Consider the following 20,338-nt stretch of genomic DNA (forward strand, 5'->3'; position numbering starts at 1 on the left):
TGCTTCGGGTGCGTTCATCAGCGTCCAAGATAGACCTCGATCACACGCGGGTCGGCGCTGATTTCATCCAGCGTGCCTTCGGCCAGCACCGCGCCTTCATGCAGTACTGTCACCCCCACCCCGAGGGCGCGGACAAAATCCATGTCATGCTCCACCACCACCACGCTGCGCGTCCGGTTGATCTCACGCAGCAGGTCGGCCGTGGCCATGGTCTCGGCATCGGTCATGCCCGCCACGGGTTCATCCACCAGCAGCAGATCAGGCTCCTGGCCCATCAGCATCCCAATCTCGAGCCACTGCTTCTGGCCATGGCTCATGCCGCCTGCGGGCTGGTCGGCCATGTCCTGCAGGCGCGTAAGCTGGAGCAGGTGCGCGATCCGCTCACGCTCGCGCGCGCTCTGGCGTGCCATCAGCATGGCGAAAGGCGAACGGATGCCCTTGAGCGAAAGCAGGAGGTTTTCGGTAACACTCAGGGCCTCGAACACGGTCGGCTTCTGGAACTTGCGCCCGATGCCCAGCCGGGCAATGGCCGGTTCATCCAGCCGGGTCAGGTCATGCCCCTGAAAGCGCGCCGTGCCGGTATCGGGCCGGGTCTTGCCGGTGATGATGTCCATCATCGTCGTCTTGCCCGCCCCGTTCGGCCCCACGATGGCGCGCATCTCGCCCGGTCGCAGCGAAAGGCTGAGGTTGTTGATGGCGCGAAAGCCGTCGAACGTAACGCTCACATTGCGCACATCAAGCAGGAGATCCCCGGTCATGCTTCGCCTCCCTGCGTATCCGATACCTCCGGCGTGACTTCCTCTGCCGGGGGCTTACGGACATGGCGCAGCAGCCCCATGATTCCCTGCGGCAGGAACAGCGTGGTGCCAATGAACAGGAAGCCCAGCCCATACAGCCAGAACTCCGGCAGCCATGCCGTGAACAGCGTCTTGCCCAGATTGACCAGGATCGCCCCCAGCACGGCCCCGCACAGCGTGCCACGCCCGCCCACGGCCACCCAGATCACGGACTCGATGGAATTGGCGGGCGCGAACTCCCCGGGGTTGATGATCCCCACCTGCGTTACGTACAGCGCGCCCCCAAGCCCCGCGACCATGGCGGAGAACACCCACACCAGCAGCTTGACCTGATCGGGGCGGTAGCCAAGGAAGCGGGTGCGGTTTTCCGCATCCCGCACGGCCACCAGCAGATGGCCAAAGCGACTGGCCACCACAAAACGCGCGGCAAGCAGGCTGGCCGCCAGCAGCACGCCGGTCACAACCAGCAGCACGGCGCGCGTCAGGGGAGCGTGCAGGTCGGCGCCAAGGATATCCTTGAAGTCGGTCAGGCCATTATTGCCCCCGAAGCCAAGCCCGTTCTGGAAAAAGGCCAGCATGAGCGCATAGGTCAGCGCCTGCGTGATGATGGACAGGTACACACCCGACACGCGTGAGCGAAAGGCAAGCCAGCCGAACACCCCGGCCAGCAGCCCCGGCACCGCCACGACCAGAAGGGCGGCCCATGCGAAATGCTCTGACCCCCACCAGTACCACGGCAGGCTTTTCCATGAGAGGAAGATCATGAAATCAGGCAGGCTGGCATTACCGTACACCCCCCGCGCCCCGATCTCACGCATGAGGTACATGCCCATGGCATACCCCCCCAGCGCGAAGAAGGCCGCGTGGCCCAGCGTCAGGATACCGGCAAACCCCCATACCAGGTCAACCGACAGCGCCAGCATGGCGTAGGCCAGATATTTGCCCGCCAGCGACACGACAAAGGCCGAGGCATGGAACGGGCTGCCCTCGGGCAGCAGGCTTGCCATGGCCAGCCCACCGGCCACCACCACCACGGCCACCGCCATCCAGATCACGCCACGCAAGTTGCGCGGGCCATGGACAGAAAACGGGTTCATGATTCAACTCCCCGTCCGCGCACGGGAAACATGCCGCGCGGATGCCGCTGGATGTAGAGGATGACCAGCACGAGAATGGCGATCTTGGCCGAGACCGCGCCAATGGCCGGTTCCAGCACCTTGCCGCCCATGCCCAGCGCCATGGCGGCCGCAAGCGTGCCCCACAGGTTGCCCACGCCGCCAAACACCACCACCATGAAGCTGTCGATGATGTAGGACTGGCCAAGGTTGGGGCTGACATTGTCAATCTGGCTGACCGCGACACCCGCCAGCCCGGCCAGTCCCGCGCCCAGCCCGAAGGCCAGCGCGTCCACCCGTGGCGTGCGGATACCCATCAGCGCCGCCATGCGCCGGTTCTGGGTAACGGCGCGCATCTGCAGCCCCAGTGGCGTGCGACGCAGCACTAGCATGAGCCCGCCCAGCACCAGAGCGGCAAAAACAAGGATGGCCAGCCGGTTAAGCGTGATGTCCATGCCCCCCACGGCAACTGAACCAGACAGCCATGCTGGGGTCTGCACCGCGATGTTGGTCGGCCCGAAAATGGAGCGCACGGCCTGCTGCAGGATGAGCGAAAGCCCCCATGTGGCCAGCAGCGTTTCCAGCGGCCGACCGTACAGGAAGCGGATCAGCCCGCGCTCGATCAGCACGCCCATGCCGCCGCACACCACGAACGCCACGGGAATGGCCACAAGAATGGCTACGGGCTCCAGCGCGGGAACGCTAACGCGGATGGCCTGCTGCACCATCCATGTCACATAGGCGCCGATCATCATCATCTCGCCATGGGCCATGTTGATCACGCCCATGACGCCAAAGGTAATGGCCAGCCCCGTCGCCGCCAGCAGCAGCACGGAACCATAGCTCAGGCCATAAAAGGCATTCTGCGCCACGCTCCATGCCCGCAGGTGCCAGTCCATGCTGGACACGGCAGCCTGCGCGGCATGGCGCACCTGTGGCGCTTCCGCATCCGACTGGGCCACGCCAGCCAGGATGCCCCGCGCCTCAAGCCCGCCTACCGCCGCAAGCGAACGGACCGCCTCAAGCCGCTGGTCCTGCGTGTCCTGCTGGGCGGGCTGGGCCAGTATGGTCGCGGCACGCGCCTGCATGAGCCGTGTACGGACGGCAGCGTCCTTTTCAACCGACAGGGCATGTTCAAGGGTAGGCACCATGGCGGGGTCGTGGCGGGCATAGAGCGCGTCAGCCGCCTTAAGCCGTGTTTCGGCCTGCGGGGCAAGCAGCGCCATGCTGGCCTGCGCACCCGCCAGCGCCGTGCGGATGCGGTTGTTCAGGCGGACCGGTTTCAGCCCATCGGGCACGGTGGCCACAGGCTGGCCGGTGCGGGCATCCACGCAGGTCTCGCCCTGCCGGATGTACAGGCCGCCATCGGGGGCCGCGAACAGGTGCCGCTCCCCCAGCGCCCGCAGCACGGTGCCGGCCTGCGGATCGCCCGATACGGCCAGCGTGGAGATGGCGCCGAGCATCTCATCCGGCCGGGCGCTGCCCAGACCGGAAAAGGCATCAGCATAGGCACAGGCGCCCGGCAGCAGCACCGCCCCCAGCCACAGCGCCACCACAAGGCAGGCGGAACGCATTTCAAGCATGCCTGTGGCCAAGGCAGGTCTTGGTTGCGGTATTATAGTTGCCGCATGCGATGGGCTTGCTCCAGTCCCCGATCAGGTCCCGGGTTTCCGGCACCCATGGCGACCATGCCTGACCGGGCACGAGGCTGGGCGTTTTCCATACGACGGAGAACTGCCCGTCTTCCTGAATCTCGCCAATATAGACCGGCTTGGTCAGGTGATGGTCCGGCAGCATCTCGGCCACGCCGCCCGTCAGGTTGGGCTGGCGGATGCCGATCATGGCGTCGATCACCTTGTCATGGTCGGTCGTGCCCGCTTTGGTCACCGCCTGCACCCACATGTTGAAGCCGATATAATGCGCCTCCATCGGGTCGTTGGTGGTCCGCTTGGGATTTTTCGTATAGTCGTGCCACTGCTTGATGAAGCTGGTGTTTGCGGGCGTGTCGATGCTCTCGAAGTAGTTCCACGCGGCAAGCTGGCCCACCAGCGGGGCCGTATCCATGCCCGCCAGTTCCTCCTCGCCTACGCTGAAGGCCATGACCGGGATGTCGGTGGCCGAAATGCCCTGATTGCCCAGTTCCTTGTAGAACGGCACGTTCGCATCGCCATTGATGGTCGAGACCACGGCGGTCTTTTTACCGGCCGAGCCGAAGGCCTTGATCTGCGAGACGATGGTCTGCCAGTCGGACTGACCGAAGGGCGTGTAGTTGACCATGATGTCCGCGTCGGCAATTCCCTTGGCCTTGAGGTAATTGACAAGGATCTGGTTGGTCGTGCGCGGATAGACGTAATCCGTGCCGATCAGCGCGAAACGCTTCGCCCCGCCGCCGTCCTCGCTCAGCAGGTAGTCAACCGCCGGAATGGCCTGCTGGTTGGGGGCCGCGCCGGTGTAGAAGATGTTGCGGCTGCACTCCTGTCCTTCGTACTGCACGGGATAGAACAGGATGCCGTTAAGCTCCTCGAACACCGGCAGCACCGACTTGCGCGAAACGCTGGTCCAGCAGCCGAACACGGCGGCGGCCCGGTCCACCGACAGGAGCTGGCGCGCCTTTTCGGCAAAGAGCGGCCAGTTGGAGGCAGGGTCCACCACCACGGGTTCCAGCGGGCGCCCCAGCACGCCGCCCCTGCGGTTCTGCTCGGCAATCAGCATCAGCATGACATCCTTCAGCGTCGTCTCGCTGATGGCCATGGTGCCGGACAGGGAATGCAGGATACCGACCCGGATCGGCTCGCCCGTGGGGGCGGCGGCGCGTGCCGGGGCCGTGCGCCACATCCCCCCCACAGCAGCCGCCGAGGCGGCAAGGGCAAGACGTCCGAACGCACGACGGGAAAGTGGAGGCAGGTTGACGGGCATGGTGAACGGTCCTTTTGCTGCTGCCCCCATTGTCTGCTGGCATAAAAGCACTTCCCATACGCATTCCTGCGTATGTCCTGCCGCCCATTCCGTTACGATGATGGGTACAACCCCAAGCCGTGGAAACCGTGAACCTTGCCGCACCCGACCAGCCGCCTGCGTATCGTGCGCCCCCGCCGGGCCTACAGCCGCTGGGCCGCCGACCAGACATTCGAGGATTACGCCCTGCGCTTCACCGCGCGCAGCGCACGTACGGCAACGCCCATGCGCGCGGCGCTGACGGCGCTGGGGTCGATCTCGTTCCTGGCGCTGGAGGCCATGGGCGGCACGCTTACGCTGGCCTTCGGCTTCGCCAATACGGCGGCGGCGATCGCGTTCGTCACCCTTGTCATCTTCACCATCACCCTGCCGCTATGCGTCAGTGCCGCGCGGGCGGGGCTGGATATCGACCTGCTCACGCGCGGCACGGGGTTCGGTTATATCGGCTCGACCATTACCTCCCTGCTCTATGCCAGCTTCACCTTCATCTTTTTCGGGCTGGAGGCAGCGATACTGGCGGGCACGCTGCATGCACTGCTGGGCATGCCGCTATGGCTGGCCTACCTTCTGTGCGCGGCCATCATCATCCCGCTGGTCACATGGGGCATCACGTTTATTGCCCGCTTCCAGATCGCAACGCAGCCGGTGTGGTTCGCGCTGAACATCATCCCGCTGGCAGTGCTGGCGGCCATGCACCCCGACCTGCTGCATGAATGGACACATTCGGGCGGCCTGCTGACACGGCCCGGCGCGCTGGACCCCATCGCCATTGGCACGGCGGCGTCGCTCATGATCGTGCTGGTGTGCCAGAGTGCCGAGCAGATCGACTTCCTGCGCTTCCTGCCCCCACCAACGCCTGCGAACCGCCGCCAGTGGTGGACCGCGCTGGTGCTGGGGGGACCGGGCTGGGTGGTGCTGGATGCCTTCAAGCTGCTGGCGGGGTCATTCCTGGCATGGATCATCCTGCGGGCCGGTTTTTCCACAACGCAGGCGGTGCAGCCCGGCCTTATGTACCGTTTCGCATGGGGCACGTTCACACCCGCGCCGGTGGCCACCGCCCTTACGGTGGCGCTTGTCGCGCTGGCGCAGGTCAAGGTCAACATCACCAATGCCTATGCCGGGTCTCTGGCATGGTCGAACTTCTTCTCGCGCCTGACCCATACCCATCCGGGGCGGGTGTTCTATGTCATCTTCAACGTCGCCATCGCCTTCGTGCTGATGGAGGCGGGACTGGTCAGCACCATCCAGACCGGCATCACGCTGTACGGCGTGCTGGCCTGTGCATGGATTGGCGCGATACTGGGCGATGTGACCATCTGCAAGCCCCTTGGCCTCAGCCCCGCTCTGGTGGAGTTCAAGCGCGCGCTGCTGCCGGATTTCAACATCGTGGGGCTGGGGGCATGGGGGCTGGCCGCAGGCGTGGGCATGATCGCCTACTGGGGTGTCCTTGGCGACCATGCCAGTGCCTATGCCCCTTTCCTGACGCTGGTGGTGGCCTGCGCCACGGCCCCGGCGCTGGCGTGGCTGACCCATGGCCGCACCTATCTGGCCCGCCAGCAGCCTGCCGGGTGGAGCAGCCGCCCGGCCATGAAGTGCGTGATATGCGAGCATACGTTTGAAGCCGAGGACATGGCCCCCTGCCCCGCCTATGGCGGCACGATCTGCTCGCTATGCTGTTCGCTGGACGGGCGCTGCCGTGACCGCTGCAAGCCGGTTTCCACACGCATGGCCAGCCAGATCGCGGCCCCCCTGCGCGCGCTGCCCCCCTACCTGCGCCGCAGGCTCATGGCCCCGGGCGGGCGGTTTTCACTCATGCTGGCGGGAGTGGCACTCGGCCTCGGGCTGCTGACATGGCAGACGGGACACCCGTGGAATGGCACGGTACTGGCCGTTTTCGTGGCCAGCGCCGTGGGGGCGTGGCTGCTGGTCATGGCGCAGGAAGGCCGCCGGGCCGCCACGCGCGAGACGCTGCACCAGACCCGCCTGCTGATGAACGAAATACGCGCCCGCCGCCGCACCGACCATGCCCTCAAGCTCGCGCGTGAAAAGGCCGAGGCCGCAAGCCTGGCCAAGACCCGCTACATCAGCGGCATAAGCCATGAAATCCGCTCCCCCCTGAACGCCATAATGGGCTACATCCAGCTTCTGCAGCATGATGCGCGCCTGCCCCCCGAGCGCCACAAGGCGCTGGGCATCATGCGTGAAAGTGGCGAGCACATCACGAGCATCCTGTCGGGACTGCTCGACATATCGCGCATCGAGGCCGGGCGCATCGAACTGCATGCCGATACCATAGCCCTGCCCGCCTTTCTGGAATCCGTGGCCCAGATGATCCGCCCGCAGGCGCAGACCAAGGGGCTGGACCTTGTCTGGCAACCCGGCTACCTGCCCGCCGTGGTGACATGCGACGAACACCGCCTGCGCCAGATCCTGCTCAACCTGCTGTCCAACGCCGTCAAGTTCACGCATCGCGGTGGCGTGACGTTTTCGGCCCGCTGGCATGGGCAGATTGCGGAATTCATCATAGCCGACACCGGCCCCGGCATTGCGGAGGAAGATTACAGCCGCATATTCGAGCCCTTTGAACGCGGGGCCGCCACGGCGGGCGTGCCGGGCACCGGGCTGGGGCTGACCATTACCAAGCTGCTGACGGAAATCCTTGGGGGCGAACTGACATTCACCAGCACGCCGGGCGTGGGCACGCGCTTTCGCGTGCGGCTCATGCTGTCGGACCGGCAGGTGGAGCTTGCGCCCCAGCTCCCCGCCTTTCCGGTTGGCTACGAAGGCCCGCGGCGCACCGTGCTGGTGGTGGATGACAATGCCGAACACCGGCTGATCATGCGCGAAACCCTTGAACGCTGCGGCTTCGTGTTCGAGGGGGCTGAAAGCGGCGCGGAATGTCTTGACCGCCTGCCCTTCGTGCAGCCGGACCTGCTGCTGCTGGACCTGTCCATGCCGGGCATGGACGGGCGCGACCTTGCACTGCGCATACGGCAGTCCCCCTTTGCCGCCGTTCCGATCATGTTCCTGACCGGCAACCTGGTGGAAAGCACGAACCGCCACGTTCCCTCGCTCGATGACTGCCCGGTGCTGGGCAAGCCGGTAAACCTGTCCCTGCTCGTGACCGAAATCGGGCAGATGCTTGAACTGGCATGGATTTTCCCCACACCCGACGGGGCGGAGATGACAGAAGGGCCCGCGCCCATCGACATGCCCCTGCCCGAGGCCGAGCGCGCAACCCTGCTGGCGCTGCTCAATGGCGGGAACATGCGGCGGCTGCGCGAACACCTCATGACCCTTCAGGCCGAAAACCCGGCCCTGCGCGCGGCCATCGCGCCCTTGGGCGAACTGGCCGCCGCCTATCAACTCGAAGCCCTGCGTCATCATCTGGAGCCACCTGCGCCATGACAACGCCCGACACATCCCGCAAGACCGTCCTTGTCATTGACGATGACCCGGCCGTACTCGGCCTGATGGACGAAAAACTGGCCGAAAGCGGCTATATCGCCCTGCTGGCGCAGTCCGGCAGCGCCGCGCTGGAAGTGGTGGCGCGCACCGTGCCCGACCTGATTGTAGTCGATGCCCTCATGCCCGGCATGAACGGGTGGGAAGTCTGCGCTGCCCTGCGCCATGACATGCGGCTGAGCGCCGTACCCATCATCTTCATGACCGGCCTGACCGAGACGGAACACGTCATACGCGCATTTGAAGCCGGAGCCGCGGATTACGTGACGAAGCCGTTGCGGCTGGAGGAAGTGATGGCCCGCATTGGCGTGCGGATGGAGGCTGCGGCACGAATCCGCTCCGCCCATGGCGCACTGGACCATGCCGGGCGTTTCCTGTTTGGCGCAAGCCGCGCAGGCGCCGTGCTGTGGGCGACCCCGCAGGCGGGGCTTATACTGGATGAACTGGCGGATACGACGGGGGCGGCCATTCCCCTGCCCGACACGCTGCCCGCGCCGGGTGGCGTGCTGCTGCGCCAGAGCATGGGGGAAAACGAATTCGTCCTGATCCTGGTGGGGGCCACCGGACCGGACGAACTGCTGCTGCGCATTACCCGCCAGGCGCTGTTTCCCGAAAGGATACTGCGCGACCAGCTTGGCCTGAGCGCGCGGGAGGCGGAGGTGCTTTTATGGATCTCACGCGGCAAGACCAGCCGCGACATTGCCGACATCCTGCAGGTCAGTCCCCGCACGGTCGATAAGCATATCGAGCAGATTTACAACAAGACCGGCCTGAGCACGCGCGCGGCGGCGGCGGCCACCGCATCGCGCCTGCTGCAGGAGGGGTAGCGCCGCGCTAATGGGCGCTGCGCACCGCCTCATCGGAAAGCCGGTCCTGCTCCATATCGGGGGCGCTGACCTCCGGGCACAGTTTCTGCTGTTCATATTTGCGCACGTCCGCCAGTTTCCGCCGCACGCCGTCAAGGCTCCGTTCGGTCGCGTCCTCCTGTATCGGGTGGCCTGCGGGGGTCAGGGTGGCCCCTTTCATGATGCCAAAGCCCGGCACGGGATCGAATTTCACGAAAAAACCCTTTTCCTCCGGTGCCGCGTCCCTGGCTATGGCGCTGGCCTCGCTGTGCCGTAACGCGGACAGGCGATCGGACAGGCGCACATCCTCCACCAGCAGGTGGCGGCAGTCCAGCGTTTCGGGCGCGGGCTTCCCGGCCGCGTGCGCCATCTGCGGCGCAAACCCGCAGGCCGCCAGCGCGCCAAATACGGCCATGACCTGTCGCTTGAAGATCAGCATTCGGATATCTCCCGGCGGTGGCCGCAACCTGCCCGCCATTTCAAATGGTATGACTGGCCGTCCGCCTTCAGTACTGGAACTGCATGCCCAGCAGGAAGGCCCCGATCGCACGCGCGCCCTCGGGCTTGTAACGGGCGTAATCAAAGGTAAAACGCAGGTTGTGCCCATCCATGACATAGTTCGCACCCGCATCGAACTGCGTGGTCTTGGGGTGGCCGGGGCCATACATGTTCTTCCTGAACCGGAATTCCTGATAGCGCACCAGCGGCTGGATACGCCCCCAGCCCAGCCTGTAGGGAATGAGATAGGCGGTGCTGGCAAGGAACGCCGTGCCGTCATTCACACCGCCCACATTGCCATAATCGGCTGATTTCTGCCCGTAGCCCGGGGCGATATCCTTCACGCCGCCGGTATAGTACTGGTAGTACGCGCCTTCGAGCGTATAGACGCCACCGCTTGCGTTCTTCCCGATCCGTTTTTCAAACAGGCCATCTATGTTCCACGCCTTGTAGTCGCCCTTCTGCTCGGCGGTGCCCACGCCATCGGTTTCGTACTGACCGGCAAGGCCGATGGCGAGGATGTCCGCCTTACCGTAATAGGTGCTGGCGGTGTAATAGGCGGGGGAAGGTTCGGCATCGAGAAAGTTGTATTCCATGCGGGCGGCAAACAGCGGGTGTTCGCCATAGTTGGACCCACCCCGGACCCAGTTATGCCCGCGATAGACACCCGCCACGTAACGGAAATGGTCCTTGAGCAGCTTGCCCCACACGGCAATGCCGTCATCACGCCCCGACCACGCGCCGGGATACTGTGAGACCATGGGAAAGGCATAGGTGCTGAGGAAGTACGGGCCATCAAGGTTGGAGCGGTCACTGGGCGTGAGCATGCGGCCACCCCAGATGTTGAACGCCTTCCACCGTTCGACCTGCAATATGCCATCCAGCACGTTCCAGTTCCCGTCGCGCAGGCGTTCAAGGTTGAGCGTGGATTTGACGTATTTATGGAACTGCGCGCCCATGTATATACGCAGGTCACTTGCGCTGGCGGCGTCACCATTGCCGGGCATGGTGGTATCGTGGCTGAGGTACTGCGCCCTGACACCCAGCCCCAGGGTAAAGAACTGGTCCTTGCCAAAATTGACGGTTGTCCCGGCATGGGCCTGCTGCGGCGTGGCGACCCCGATGGCGGCACAGGCCGACAGGACACTGCCACAACGAAACAGTTTCTTCTTCCGGCTCATCATGAACCGGGACACAAGCGCAATCATGAACATCCCCTTGTGGCTGCGGTCACCGGCTGGCGACAGGGAAATATTACGAAATTGCATCGGTAGGGCGGGATGCGTGAAATTACTTAGAGCGGCTGGTTCCTGACCTTTTCCTGCTCCCGCACGGCATGATCCACGCGCGCATACCCCCGCGCCCCGCAGGGATATGCGGGACGGGGGCGCTGAAACTGCAAATGAAATACTTAATAAATACAGATATATCCGGTCTCATACCTGCATCATGCAGGACCGGAATGGCCTGCGGCCTGAAAACCCTGCCGTCGTGACCTGACAGATAGTTTACAGGCCACCCTGTTCGGTTATGAAGCGGGCGATCTCGTCCACCCCTTCACCCGCGCGGATATTGGCGAACACGAAGGGGCGCGCACCCCGCATACGCTTGCTGTCACGGTCCATGACGCCCAGATCAGCCCCGACATGGGGGGCGAGGTCGATCTTGTTTATGACCAGCAGGTCGCTGCGTGTGATGCCGGGGCCACCCTTGCGGGGTATCTTGTCACCGGCCGAGACATCAATGACGTAAATGGTCAGGTCCGCCAGTTCGGGGCTGAATGTGGCGGCAAGGTTGTCCCCCCCGCTTTCGACCAGCACCAGATCCAGCCCGGCGAAACGGTCGGTCAGTTCGGCAATACCGGCGAGGTTGATGCTGGCGTCTTCCCGTATGGCGGTATGCGGGCAGCCGCCGGTCTCGATACCCATGATCCGCTCGGGCGGCAGGGAGCCTGCGCGGGTCAGGAACTCCGCATCCTCGCGCGTGTAGATATCGTTGGTGATGGCGGCGATATTGTATTCGTCACGAAAGCGGCGGCACAGCGCATCCATCAATGCTGTCTTGCCCGTGCCGACCGGGCCACCAATACCTACACGCAGCGGGCCGTGTTGTGCCTTTGTCATGTCCTGAACAACCTTGTTTCCTGAGTTTCGTGATACATGGCGGCAAGGTCCGAGCCAAAGCAGGCGCCGCCTACATCATCCAGCGTCTGCTCACGCGCATGCCGCGCCACTTCGGCCAGAACGGGTTCCAGCCGGGCAAGCGCATGCAGCCCGTCCGTCTGTCCCAGCGGCACCAGCCTTACGGCGGCGGATACAAGGGCGGCCACTGCCGCGTACCCACCCGAAAGCACGGCCTGCCCGCACGCGACACCCCCACGACGGAACACAAGCCCCTGCGCCACCGGCAAGGCCCAGCGCACCCCCGCCAGGGTGGCTTTTGGCGGCACGACACCCCATACCCCCGCCGCCCGCAGGAAGGCCTCGCCCTGATAGACCGTTTCCTCATACCGCTCACGTGATGTCGCGCAGGCGCAGGCGAAGCGGGTAATGTCGCGTAGCTGCCCGTCATCCTGCCCGGCCATCCATGCGGCATGCAGGATGATGAGGTCATTGCCAATGCTGCCATGCCGCAGCAGGGCGCTGATCCATGCGCACAGCGTTTCCACATCCCGCACGTCACCCTGCTCGACCGCCCATTCCAGCCCATGGCTGTAGGCATAGCCCCCCGTGGGAAAGGCAGGGGACACCCATGACAGGAGCCGCAGGAAATCCTGCCCGGGCGGGGCGGGTTCAGTCATGTGAATGATGGTGGTGGCCGTCACCATGATCATGATTATGGCCGTGGCCATCCGTGCCCGCCCGCCCGGCATAGGCTCCGCTTTCGGGGTCGAAAGGTGCCTGCACGCTGCGGACATGACCACCAAGGCCACGGATCATGTCGGCAATCACATGGTCGTAGCGCACAAGGATACGCCGTTCCTCAATGGCGGCGGGCAGATGCCGGTTGCCCAGGTGCCACGCCAGCCGCAGCAGGTGCAGCGCGTCATGCGCCGTGACTTCCATCAGGTCTTCGAGCATGGCCTCGACCCGTATGATCCGCCCATCGTCCAGACGCAGGCCCTCGCCATCATGCAGCAGGCGGGCATGGTCGAGTTCCAGCAGCACTTTCGTGCCCGAACGCAGGGGCAGCATCATGCGCCGGCGGTGGCGGCCTTCATAATCAGCGGTGAAGACATCGGCCTCGTCAGCCCCTGCCCAGCTTCCTGCTGGCAGGATTTCGGTTACGCGGGTCATCAGAACAGGAAATACCTCTGGGCCATGGGCAGGATATCGGCAGGCTCACATGTCAGCAGCACGCCATCGGCACGCACTTCATACGTTTCGGGATCGACCTCGATATGCGGCATGGCGTCGTTATGGATCATACTGCGCTTGCCAATGCCGCCGCGCGTGTCGGACACGGCGGACAGACCCTTGCGCAGGCCGAGCTTGCGGCCAATATCATCCTCAAGGGCTGCCTTTGATACGAATGTCAGGCTGGTATGCGCCAGCGCGCCACCATAGCCGCCAAACATCATGCGCCCATGCACCGGCTGCGGCGTGGGGATGGAGGCATTCGGGTCGCCCATCATGGCATAGGCGATCGCGCCACCCTTTATGACCAGATCTGGCTTTACGCCAAAGAAGGCCGGGTCCCACAACACAAGATCGGCCAGCTTGCCCACGGCGATGGACCCGACCTCATGCGACAGGCCATGGGCGATGGCCGGGTTGATGGTATATTTCGCGATGTAGCGCCTGACGCGGTTGTTGTCCGCCGCGCCATCGCCCGGCAATGCGCCGCGCTGCTGCTTCATCTTGTGGGCTGTCTGCCATGTACGCAGCGGCACTTCCCCCACCCGGCCCATGGCCTGGCTGTCGGATGACATCATGGACAGCACGCCCATGTCATGGAAAATGTCCTCGGCCGCGATGGTCTCGCGCCGGATGCGACTTTCGGCAAAGGCGATGTCTTCGGGCACCTTCGGGTCAAGGTGATGGCAGACCATGAGCATGTCCAGATGCTCATCCAGCGTATTGCGCGTATAGGGCCGCGTGGGATTGGTGGAAGATGGCAGCACATTGGGCAGCCCCGCCACGCGGATGATGTCGGGCGCGTGTCCGCCCCCTGCCCCCTCGGTATGGAAGGCGTGGATGGTGCGGCCCTGAAAGGCGGCGATCGTATCCTCCACAAAGCCGCTTTCGTTCAGCGTGTCGGTATGGATCATGACCTGCACGTCCATCCGGTCGGCAACGCCCAGGCAACAGTCAATGGCAGCAGGGGTTGAGCCCCAGTCCTCATGCAGTTTCAGGCAGCAGGCCCCGGCGCGGACCATTTCCTCCAGCCCCTCCGGGCGGGAGGCATTGCCCTTGCCCGCAAAAGCCAGATTGACCGGAAATGCATCCGCCGCCTGCAGCATGCGCGCCAGATGCCACGGCCCCGGTGTGCAGGTGGTGGCCGCCGTGCCCGTGGCAGGCCCCGTGCCGCCACCCAGCATGGTCGTGATGCCTGACGCCAGTGCCTCCTCAATCTGCTGGGGGCAGATGAAATGGATGTGGCTGTCTATGCCGCCCGCGGTCAGTATCTTGCCCTCACCAGCGATGATTTCCGTGCCGGGACCGATGATGATGTCCACGCAGGGCTGGATATCGGGGTTGCCTGCCTTGCCAATGGCCACGATGCGCCCGTCACGCAGCGCTACATCCGCCTTGACAATGCCCCAGTGGTCGATGATCAGCGCGTTGGTGATGACGGTATCGGCCGCGCCCTCCGCCCGTGTGGCCTGTGACTGGCCCATGCCATCACGGATTGTCTTGCCACCACCAAAACGCACTTCCTCACCATAGATGGTGAAATCCTTTTCTACCTCCACCAACAGGTTCGTATCGGCCAGCCTGACACGGTCGCCCGTGGTGGGGCCGAACTGGCCCGCGTAATCATGCCGTGCAAGACGGGTCATTTATCCACGCTCCCCATCACATCCCCCCGAAAGCCCACCACGCGCCGCAGCCCGCGCAGGGGCACCAGCGTCACCTCACGCGCCTGCCCCGGCTCAAAGCGCACGGCCCCACCCGATGGCACATCCAGCCGCCAGCCCAATGCCTGCGCGCGATCAAAACACAGGGCAGGATTGACCTCGGCAAAGTGGTAGTGGCTGCCCACCTGTATGGGCCGGTCGCCGGTATTGGTCACATGCAGCATGCGGCGGGGCTGCCCTGCATTGAGGGTGATCTCGCCATCGGCAGGCAGGATCTCGCCCGGCACGGCGCCTTCGGGCAGGGGGTCAGCGTATCGGGTCATGGACTGTCACCAGTTTCGTGCCATCGGGAAATGTCGCCTCAACCTGCACATCATGAATCATCTCGGCCACGCCGGGCATGACCTGCGCACGGGTCAGCACATGGCCGCCACTGGCCATGAGGTCGGCCACGCACATCCCGTCGCGCGCCCCTTCCACCACATGGTCGGTAATCAGGGCCACGGCCTCGGGGTAGTTCAGGCGCACGCCACGCTCCAGCCTGCGCCGGGCCACCATGGCAGCCATGGAGACAAGCAGTTTGTCCTTCTCTCGGGGTGTCAGCTTCATGTATCCATCCGTTCCCTTGCGCGCCTGTCCCGCGCCATACGCATCATGACCGCCACGTGGAAGGCATGGGCCGTCCCCCCCGCAGCACTGGCAGGATATGCCGCAGGGCAACCTCCAGCGGCCAGCCATCCGGTGCCAGTCCCCTGACTACCAGCATGCCATTCCATGCGGAGGCGGCAAACCCCGCGCATTCGGGCGCTGCCAGCCGCGTGCGCAGGGCGGGCAGCAGGTCCATGGCCTGCGGGCTGACCAGCACCAGTGTCGCCACGGCCCCCTGGCCGCCTGCAATGGCGGGTTGCGCCAGCAGGGCGGATACATCCGCGCTTTCCAGCCGCAGCATATCTTCCAGCAGCACTTCGCCATCACGCCGGATGGACAGGCGATCCCGCACGCCCAGCCGGGACAGGTGCTCGCCCGAGCCCTTGCGGCCAAATATCCGGCTTTCAAGGAACAGGAAGGTGGAGGAGCCGGTCATGTTCACCATCATATGGCGGTTAAGGCGGCTGCCATTGAAAAAGATCGTGCCATGGGGGAGCCATTCCAGCCGGGCATTGGCCCCGATCCCGCATGAGACCGCCATTTCCGCCGGGACATCATCGGCACGGGCACGATAGATCCGCTCGGCCGCCTGTGATGTGACCAGAAGGTCCGTCCCCTCGCCACAGGCAAGGCGTCCCTCGATGCGATCTCCCGCAACGATGCCGCCGGATATGTTGACGGTAGCCGCCTCAAGCCCCTGCCCCGCGACACGCGGAAATAACAGGCGGCAGCATCCCGCCTGCACCAGATCGACCATGCGTGTGCGGGCACCGGAAGCCCGGACTTCCAGCCCGAACCGCCCTCTTGCACGCTGGAGAGGCGTAATCACAAAACTCCACTTCCGTCCTGATATGACCGACGCGACCTTATAACCTGCACATGGCAGGCTCATTGCGTAAAATTGCGTAGCACCTCTACGCCATATTGCGAAATGGCAGTAAAGCCAGCCTGATAGGCCGAGGTTGATATGATTTGCCCTCCGGGAGCCAGACAGAACCTGCCCTATTCGGCCTTCTGTTTCCCCTGCGGAACTTTCGATCGGTACAGAACGGGCCAGTCACCTGATATGCTGCGACCATAGGCACGCTGAAAGCGTCGTACCCGTCAGAATGAAGTCGTGGCCATCCCACCGCCATGTGCAAGAATCACCGCAATAAGCCAGCCCTATTTCTTTGTCGAATGCCGTTAGTATTCCGGTCAGGACATCAAAATCAGGACTCATCACCACGCCGCCTTCATCGCCTGTGTTCCTTTTACTCAGGACAGGGACTGACAGGCGAGCACAGGCTGGCCATTACCCGTGCGTGGCACGACAAAAGTCAGGGATGCCTCCTGATACGCCGCCCTTAAACACCTAAACTCTAAGCTGAAATCAACTTCCCTCGCGGCCATTCAACTCATTTCCGCAATCATCGGAATCGACTGCTGACACGCCTCAGTCTGTTCCAGAAAAAATACGCCGGACAGGCTGCATGCCTCCTATCCAGTAAGACAGTTCGTCAGGCCCCGTGATATCCCATAAATTCATATCGGCCTTCATGCCGTTACGGAGCATTCCGACATCCTTCTCCATTCCCAGAGCCTGTGCCGCAACACTGGTAACGGCCCTGAAGGTTTCTTCCGGTGTCAGGCGGAACAGGGTACAGGCCATGTTCATGACGCCTGTCAGACCAAGAACAGGCGACGTTCCGGGGTTACAGTCCGTCGCCAACCCGATTTTGACGCCATGTTTACGAAACAGATCAACAGGTGGCTGCTGTGTTTCCCGGATGAAATAGAAAGCCCCCGGCAGCAGCATTGCAACCGTTCCCTGACGTGCCATGTCCATGACGGCAGCTTCATCAGCATATTCAAGGTGATCGGCGGATAGTGCATTATACCGGGCGGCCAGTGCGGTTCCGCCACCAAGGGTAAGCTGTTCGGAGTGAATGCGCACGGGCAATCCCAGCTCCCGCGCTTTTGCAAACAGCCGATTGGTCTGTTGCGGAGTAAAGGCAATGCTTTCACAAAAAGCATCGACACTATCAACCAGCTTTTCAGCATGAAGGCGTGGAAGAAGAGTATCGATCAGGAAAGTAATATAATCTTCTGGCCGCCCGGCATATTCCGGTGGCACGGCATGGGCGCCCAGGAATGTTGTATGTACGCGTATGGATAGAATTCTGCCCAACTGACGGGCAACCCGCAACTGTTTCAGTTCATCTTCCAGCGTCAGGCCGTAACCGGATTTGATTTCTATGGAAGTTGTGCCGGCCTGAATCATTTTCCTGACCCTGTGGGCGGAAATTTCCAGTAGCGCGTTTTCACTTGCCTCACGGGTGGCACGGACCGTCGACAGTATCCCCCCGCCCTTTCGCGCAATTTCCGCGTAGGATACGCCATGAAGGCGTTCGGCAAATTCATGGCTGCGATCGCCAGCAAACACAACATGCGTATGCGCATCCACCAGCCCCGGCGTCAGCCATCCACCGTGACCATGCTCGATCCGGTTGGCCAGTGCCTCCGGAGTATCAGGCAGGTCGGCCTGACGCCCCACCCAGCAGATCGTGCCGTTCTGGATACCGATTGCGCCGTTACGGATACATCCATATCCATCCTGCGCTGACATGATCCGGTCATCGCTGGTAGCAAGATGGACATCGAGCCAGAGACTATCCCACATGTTTCTTTCCCGTATTGTTTTAATACCCCTGATATATGTATATACATCATAGTCAATCCCATTATGATGGTCGTGCGGCGCGGGCAGGCACTTTCCGCCATCCCGCCGATGGCGCAGTTTGGAATCCGGTGATGACAGAATTGTTTGCAAAACAGGCGCTTCTCCCGCAGGGGTGGTGCCACAATGTAAGAATTATTTTGGGGGAAGATGGTCGGTTTGCTTCCGTCTCGCCTGCAACCCGTTCACACAGAAACGAAAATTGTCACGACATCATCGTTCCTGCGCAGATCAGTCTTCATTCGCACGCATTCCAGAGGGCCATGGCCGGACTGACGGAAGAACGAAAAAATCCTGATGACACGTTCTGGACATGGCGTACGCTCATGTATCAGCTCGCCCACCACATCACACCCGAACAGTTGCAGGATGTTGCGTCTTTCCTGTATATGCAAATGCTGCAGTCCGGTTACACGCAGGTGGCGGAATTCCATTACCTGCATAATGAAACAGATGGGCGCCCTTATGCTGACCCAGCCGAAATGTCCGGTCGCCTCGCCGCCTCTGCGGTTGATGCGGGCATCGGCATTACGCTTCTTCCCACATTATACGCACAGGCAGGTTTCAACGGCCTGCCGCTGCGCGATGCCCAGAAGCGTTTCGCCACAACCCCGGACAGGATTGCGCGCATTGCAGATGATGTCCGCACGAAATGGGCTGGATCGGATCTGGTAAAAGTGGGCGTCGGCCTGCACTCCCTACGTGCGGTTGATATAGCGGACGCCACAGAATTACTGGACATATCCGACAGGCTGGCCCCCATACACATTCACATTGCCGAGCAGCAGCGGGAAGTCGATGAATGCCTGGACGTTACCGGCATGCGTCCTGTCGATTACTTATCCGACCGGATCGGGATAGATGCGCGCTGGTGCCTTGTCCATGCAACCCATCTGTCCGAACGGGAGGTCACGACCATAGCGCGTTCAGGTGCGGTCGCAGGCCTGTGCCCCATTACCGAGGCTAATCTGGGTGACGGTATCTTCCCCTTTGAGGACTATATTGACCAGGATGGTCGCTTTGGCGTCGGGACTGACAGCAATGTCCTTATCAGCCCGTGGGAGGAGTTGCGGGTACTGGAATATGGCCTGCGCCTGACACGGCAGAAACGTTGCGTGGGCCGTCCCACCAGCACAAAAGGGCCAATTGGTACGTGGCTTTATGAACAAAGCCTGCGCGGTGGCGCACAGGCCTGTGGCCTGTCCAGTTGGGGCATTACCCCGGGCGCCCGTGCGGATCTGTGTGTACTGGACAGTAATGCGTTATCCCTGCCCCACCTGCAGGGCGATAACGTGATCAATTCCGCCATTTTTGCCGCATCGCGCCCCCCCGTCAGGCATGTCATGTGTGCAGGGAAATGGCAGATCGTGGATGGGCATCATGCCGATGAAGCGCGGATCACGACCGCGTTTCATAAGGCAGTCCGCACCCTTGTGAATTCCTGACAGTATTTTTTACCGGATTGAATCATGACTGATACTTTCTCCTTCGTCCCCGGTGATCTTCCCGTATTGATCACCCTTCCCCATGCTGGTGAACAATTGGCACCGGGCATGGCGGAACGTATGACGCCACGCGGCCGGCAGTTGCCGGACACGGACTGGTATATGGAACGGCTTTACGGCTTTGCCCGAGATAAGAATATTGGCGTCATACGGGCCAACCATTCCCGTTATGTGGTTGACCTCAACCGTGGCAGTGATGACGCTGCTCTCTACGCGGGACGGCCCAGCACGGGCCTTGTGCCCCTGCTGGGTTTTGATGGACAGCCAATCTATCATGAAGGCAGCGAGCCCGATGACACGGAAATGGCGCGTCGGACAGAAACCTACTGGAAACCCTATCATGACGCAGTAGCGCAGGAACTCGCGCGCCTTCGGGAAAAATGGGGCTGGGCTATATTATGGGATGGACATTCCATCTGCTCCGAGGTGCCACGCCTGTTTGAGGGTCGACTGCCTGACCTTAATTTTGGCACGAACAGCGGCGTTGCCTGTGACCCCTCCCTGCTTCAGGCGGTTGTGGAGCGGGCGGAAACATTGACCGCCTATTCCCATGTCGTCGATGGCCGTTTCAAAGGGGGCTTCACCACGCGGCATTATGGCCGCCCGGCGGAAAACATTCATGCCATTCAGCTAGAAATTGCCCAGTCAACCTATCTTGCGTCGGAGCAGGCACCGTGGCCCGCTGATCCGGATGCCGCAGCACGACTGTCTGGTGCGCTTGAGCATCTCATGGACGCCGCCCTTGCCTGGCGTCCGGCACGATAGGCAGGT

Annotated in this window: 18 protein-coding genes; 4 read left to right on the forward strand and 14 right to left on the reverse strand. The window is 62.8% G+C overall.

Annotated features, from left to right (window positions below; genetic code table 11):
• Positions 1-17 precede the first annotated feature (17 nt).
• From urtD to urtA, 4 genes are read right to left on the reverse strand one after another with little or no spacing between them, the layout of a single operon-like run.
• Positions 18-758, reverse strand: coding sequence for an urea ABC transporter ATP-binding protein UrtD (gene urtD / locus DY926_RS00855; protein WP_116701646.1), 741 nt, complete (start codon positions 756-758; stop codon positions 18-20).
• Positions 755-1,894: an urea ABC transporter permease subunit UrtC gene (gene urtC / locus DY926_RS00860; RefSeq protein ID WP_116701647.1), complete on the reverse strand. Its 1,140-nt coding sequence runs from the start codon at positions 1,892-1,894 to the stop codon at positions 755-757. Before urtC ends, urtD begins: the two co-directional genes overlap by 4 nt.
• Entirely contained in the window at positions 1,891-3,495 is a 1,605-nt protein-coding gene (gene urtB, locus DY926_RS00865) for an urea ABC transporter permease subunit UrtB (RefSeq protein WP_116701648.1), read from the reverse strand. The genes urtC and urtB overlap by 4 nt, the downstream gene beginning before the upstream one ends.
• Positions 3,488-4,828 carry an urea ABC transporter substrate-binding protein gene (gene urtA / locus DY926_RS00870; RefSeq protein ID WP_116701649.1) on the reverse strand — a complete coding sequence of 447 codons (1,341 nt, stop codon included), beginning with the start codon at positions 4,826-4,828 and terminating at the stop codon, positions 3,488-3,490. The genes urtB and urtA overlap by 8 nt, the downstream gene beginning before the upstream one ends.
• A gap of 135 nt (positions 4,829-4,963) precedes the next feature.
• Between urtA and DY926_RS00875 the strand changes: the two genes are divergently transcribed.
• Complete coding sequence (locus tag DY926_RS00875; protein WP_116701650.1) at positions 4,964-8,275, forward strand: hybrid sensor histidine kinase/response regulator; 3,312 nt, start codon at positions 4,964-4,966, stop codon at positions 8,273-8,275.
• On the forward strand, positions 8,272-9,159 hold the full coding sequence (locus DY926_RS00880; RefSeq protein WP_116701651.1) for a response regulator transcription factor: 888 nt from the start codon (positions 8,272-8,274) through the stop codon (positions 9,157-9,159). Before DY926_RS00875 ends, DY926_RS00880 begins: the two co-directional genes overlap by 4 nt.
• A 7-nt stretch (positions 9,160-9,166) precedes the next feature.
• Here DY926_RS00880 and DY926_RS00885 read toward each other — a convergent pair whose 3' ends face one another.
• The 10 genes from DY926_RS00885 to hutI form a co-directional block, all read right to left on the reverse strand.
• Positions 9,167-9,616: a hypothetical protein gene (locus tag DY926_RS00885; protein WP_241502979.1), complete on the reverse strand. Its 450-nt coding sequence runs from the start codon at positions 9,614-9,616 to the stop codon at positions 9,167-9,169.
• Between the two features lie 67 nt (positions 9,617-9,683).
• Positions 9,684-10,883, reverse strand: coding sequence for a porin (locus DY926_RS00890; protein ID WP_241502980.1), 1,200 nt, complete (start codon positions 10,881-10,883; stop codon positions 9,684-9,686).
• Positions 10,884-11,183: 300 nt separating this feature from the next.
• Complete coding sequence (gene ureG, locus DY926_RS00895) at positions 11,184-11,798, reverse strand: urease accessory protein UreG (protein WP_116701653.1); 615 nt, start codon at positions 11,796-11,798, stop codon at positions 11,184-11,186.
• Positions 11,795-12,508 carry an urease accessory protein UreF gene (locus DY926_RS00900; RefSeq protein WP_116701654.1) on the reverse strand — a complete coding sequence of 238 codons (714 nt, stop codon included), beginning with the start codon at positions 12,506-12,508 and terminating at the stop codon, positions 11,795-11,797. Before DY926_RS00900 ends, ureG begins: the two co-directional genes overlap by 4 nt.
• On the reverse strand, positions 12,468-12,971 hold the full coding sequence (locus tag DY926_RS00905) for an urease accessory protein UreE (RefSeq protein ID WP_116701655.1): 504 nt from the start codon (positions 12,969-12,971) through the stop codon (positions 12,468-12,470). Before DY926_RS00905 ends, DY926_RS00900 begins: the two co-directional genes overlap by 41 nt.
• The gene (ureC, locus tag DY926_RS00910; protein ID WP_116701656.1) at positions 12,971-14,677 is read right to left on the reverse strand and encodes an urease subunit alpha; all 1,707 of its coding nucleotides are present in this window, start codon (positions 14,675-14,677) and stop codon (positions 12,971-12,973) included. The genes DY926_RS00905 and ureC overlap by 1 nt, the downstream gene beginning before the upstream one ends.
• Positions 14,674-15,018 carry an urease subunit beta gene (locus tag DY926_RS00915; RefSeq protein ID WP_116701657.1) on the reverse strand — a complete coding sequence of 115 codons (345 nt, stop codon included), beginning with the start codon at positions 15,016-15,018 and terminating at the stop codon, positions 14,674-14,676. Before DY926_RS00915 ends, ureC begins: the two co-directional genes overlap by 4 nt.
• Complete coding sequence (locus DY926_RS00920; protein ID WP_116701658.1) at positions 15,002-15,304, reverse strand: urease subunit gamma; 303 nt, start codon at positions 15,302-15,304, stop codon at positions 15,002-15,004. Before DY926_RS00920 ends, DY926_RS00915 begins: the two co-directional genes overlap by 17 nt.
• Before the next feature lie 43 nt (positions 15,305-15,347).
• Complete coding sequence (locus DY926_RS00925; RefSeq protein WP_241502981.1) at positions 15,348-16,172, reverse strand: urease accessory protein UreD; 825 nt, start codon at positions 16,170-16,172, stop codon at positions 15,348-15,350.
• 606 nt (positions 16,173-16,778) lie between these two features.
• Positions 16,779-18,005 carry an imidazolonepropionase gene (hutI, locus tag DY926_RS00930; protein ID WP_116701659.1) on the reverse strand — a complete coding sequence of 409 codons (1,227 nt, stop codon included), beginning with the start codon at positions 18,003-18,005 and terminating at the stop codon, positions 16,779-16,781.
• Positions 18,006-18,136: 131 nt separating this feature from the next.
• Between hutI and DY926_RS00935 the strand changes: the two genes are divergently transcribed.
• Complete coding sequence (locus tag DY926_RS00935; protein ID WP_116701660.1) at positions 18,137-19,507, forward strand: formimidoylglutamate deiminase; 1,371 nt, start codon at positions 18,137-18,139, stop codon at positions 19,505-19,507.
• 24 nt (positions 19,508-19,531) lie between these two features.
• A complete protein-coding gene (hutG, locus tag DY926_RS00940; protein WP_116701661.1) occupies positions 19,532-20,332 on the forward strand; it encodes an N-formylglutamate deformylase in 801 nt (266 codons plus the stop codon).
• The last annotated feature ends 6 nt before the right edge of the window (positions 20,333-20,338 follow it).

The sequence above is a fragment of the Komagataeibacter melaceti genome (assembly GCF_003403295.1).
GTDB lineage: Bacteria > Pseudomonadota > Alphaproteobacteria > Acetobacterales > Acetobacteraceae > Komagataeibacter > Komagataeibacter melaceti.

What these genes read in the sequence shown, in the direction of transcription:
- DY926_RS00920 (WP_116701658.1), bottom strand. Translation starts at nt 15,304, where the DNA reads ATGAAGCTGACACCCCGAGAGAAGGACAAACTGCTTGTCTCCATGGCT.
- ureG (WP_116701653.1), bottom strand. Translation starts at nt 11,798, where the DNA reads ATGACAAAGGCACAACACGGCCCGCTGCGTGTAGGTATTGGTGGCCCG.
- urtC (WP_116701647.1), bottom strand. Translation starts at nt 1,894, where the DNA reads ATGAACCCGTTTTCTGTCCATGGCCCGCGCAACTTGCGTGGCGTGATC.
- ureC (WP_116701656.1), bottom strand. Translation starts at nt 14,677, where the DNA reads ATGACCCGTCTTGCACGGCATGATTACGCGGGCCAGTTCGGCCCCACC.
- DY926_RS00880 (WP_116701651.1), top strand. Translation starts at nt 8,272, where the DNA reads ATGACAACGCCCGACACATCCCGCAAGACCGTCCTTGTCATTGACGAT.
- DY926_RS00890 (WP_241502980.1), bottom strand. Translation starts at nt 10,883, where the DNA reads ATGATTGCGCTTGTGTCCCGGTTCATGATGAGCCGGAAGAAGAAACTG.
- DY926_RS00935 (WP_116701660.1), top strand. Translation starts at nt 18,137, where the DNA reads ATGACAGAATTGTTTGCAAAACAGGCGCTTCTCCCGCAGGGGTGGTGC.
- urtD (WP_116701646.1), bottom strand. Translation starts at nt 758, where the DNA reads ATGACCGGGGATCTCCTGCTTGATGTGCGCAATGTGAGCGTTACGTTC.
- urtB (WP_116701648.1), bottom strand. Translation starts at nt 3,495, where the DNA reads ATGCTTGAAATGCGTTCCGCCTGCCTTGTGGTGGCGCTGTGGCTGGGG.
- DY926_RS00905 (WP_116701655.1), bottom strand. Translation starts at nt 12,971, where the DNA reads ATGACCCGCGTAACCGAAATCCTGCCAGCAGGAAGCTGGGCAGGGGCT.
- DY926_RS00885 (WP_241502979.1), bottom strand. Translation starts at nt 9,616, where the DNA reads ATGCTGATCTTCAAGCGACAGGTCATGGCCGTATTTGGCGCGCTGGCG.
- urtA (WP_116701649.1), bottom strand. Translation starts at nt 4,828, where the DNA reads ATGCCCGTCAACCTGCCTCCACTTTCCCGTCGTGCGTTCGGACGTCTT.
- DY926_RS00915 (WP_116701657.1), bottom strand. Translation starts at nt 15,018, where the DNA reads ATGACCCGATACGCTGACCCCCTGCCCGAAGGCGCCGTGCCGGGCGAG.
- hutG (WP_116701661.1), top strand. Translation starts at nt 19,532, where the DNA reads ATGACTGATACTTTCTCCTTCGTCCCCGGTGATCTTCCCGTATTGATC.
- hutI (WP_116701659.1), bottom strand. Translation starts at nt 18,005, where the DNA reads ATGTGGGATAGTCTCTGGCTCGATGTCCATCTTGCTACCAGCGATGAC.
- DY926_RS00900 (WP_116701654.1), bottom strand. Translation starts at nt 12,508, where the DNA reads ATGATCATGGTGACGGCCACCACCATCATTCACATGACTGAACCCGCC.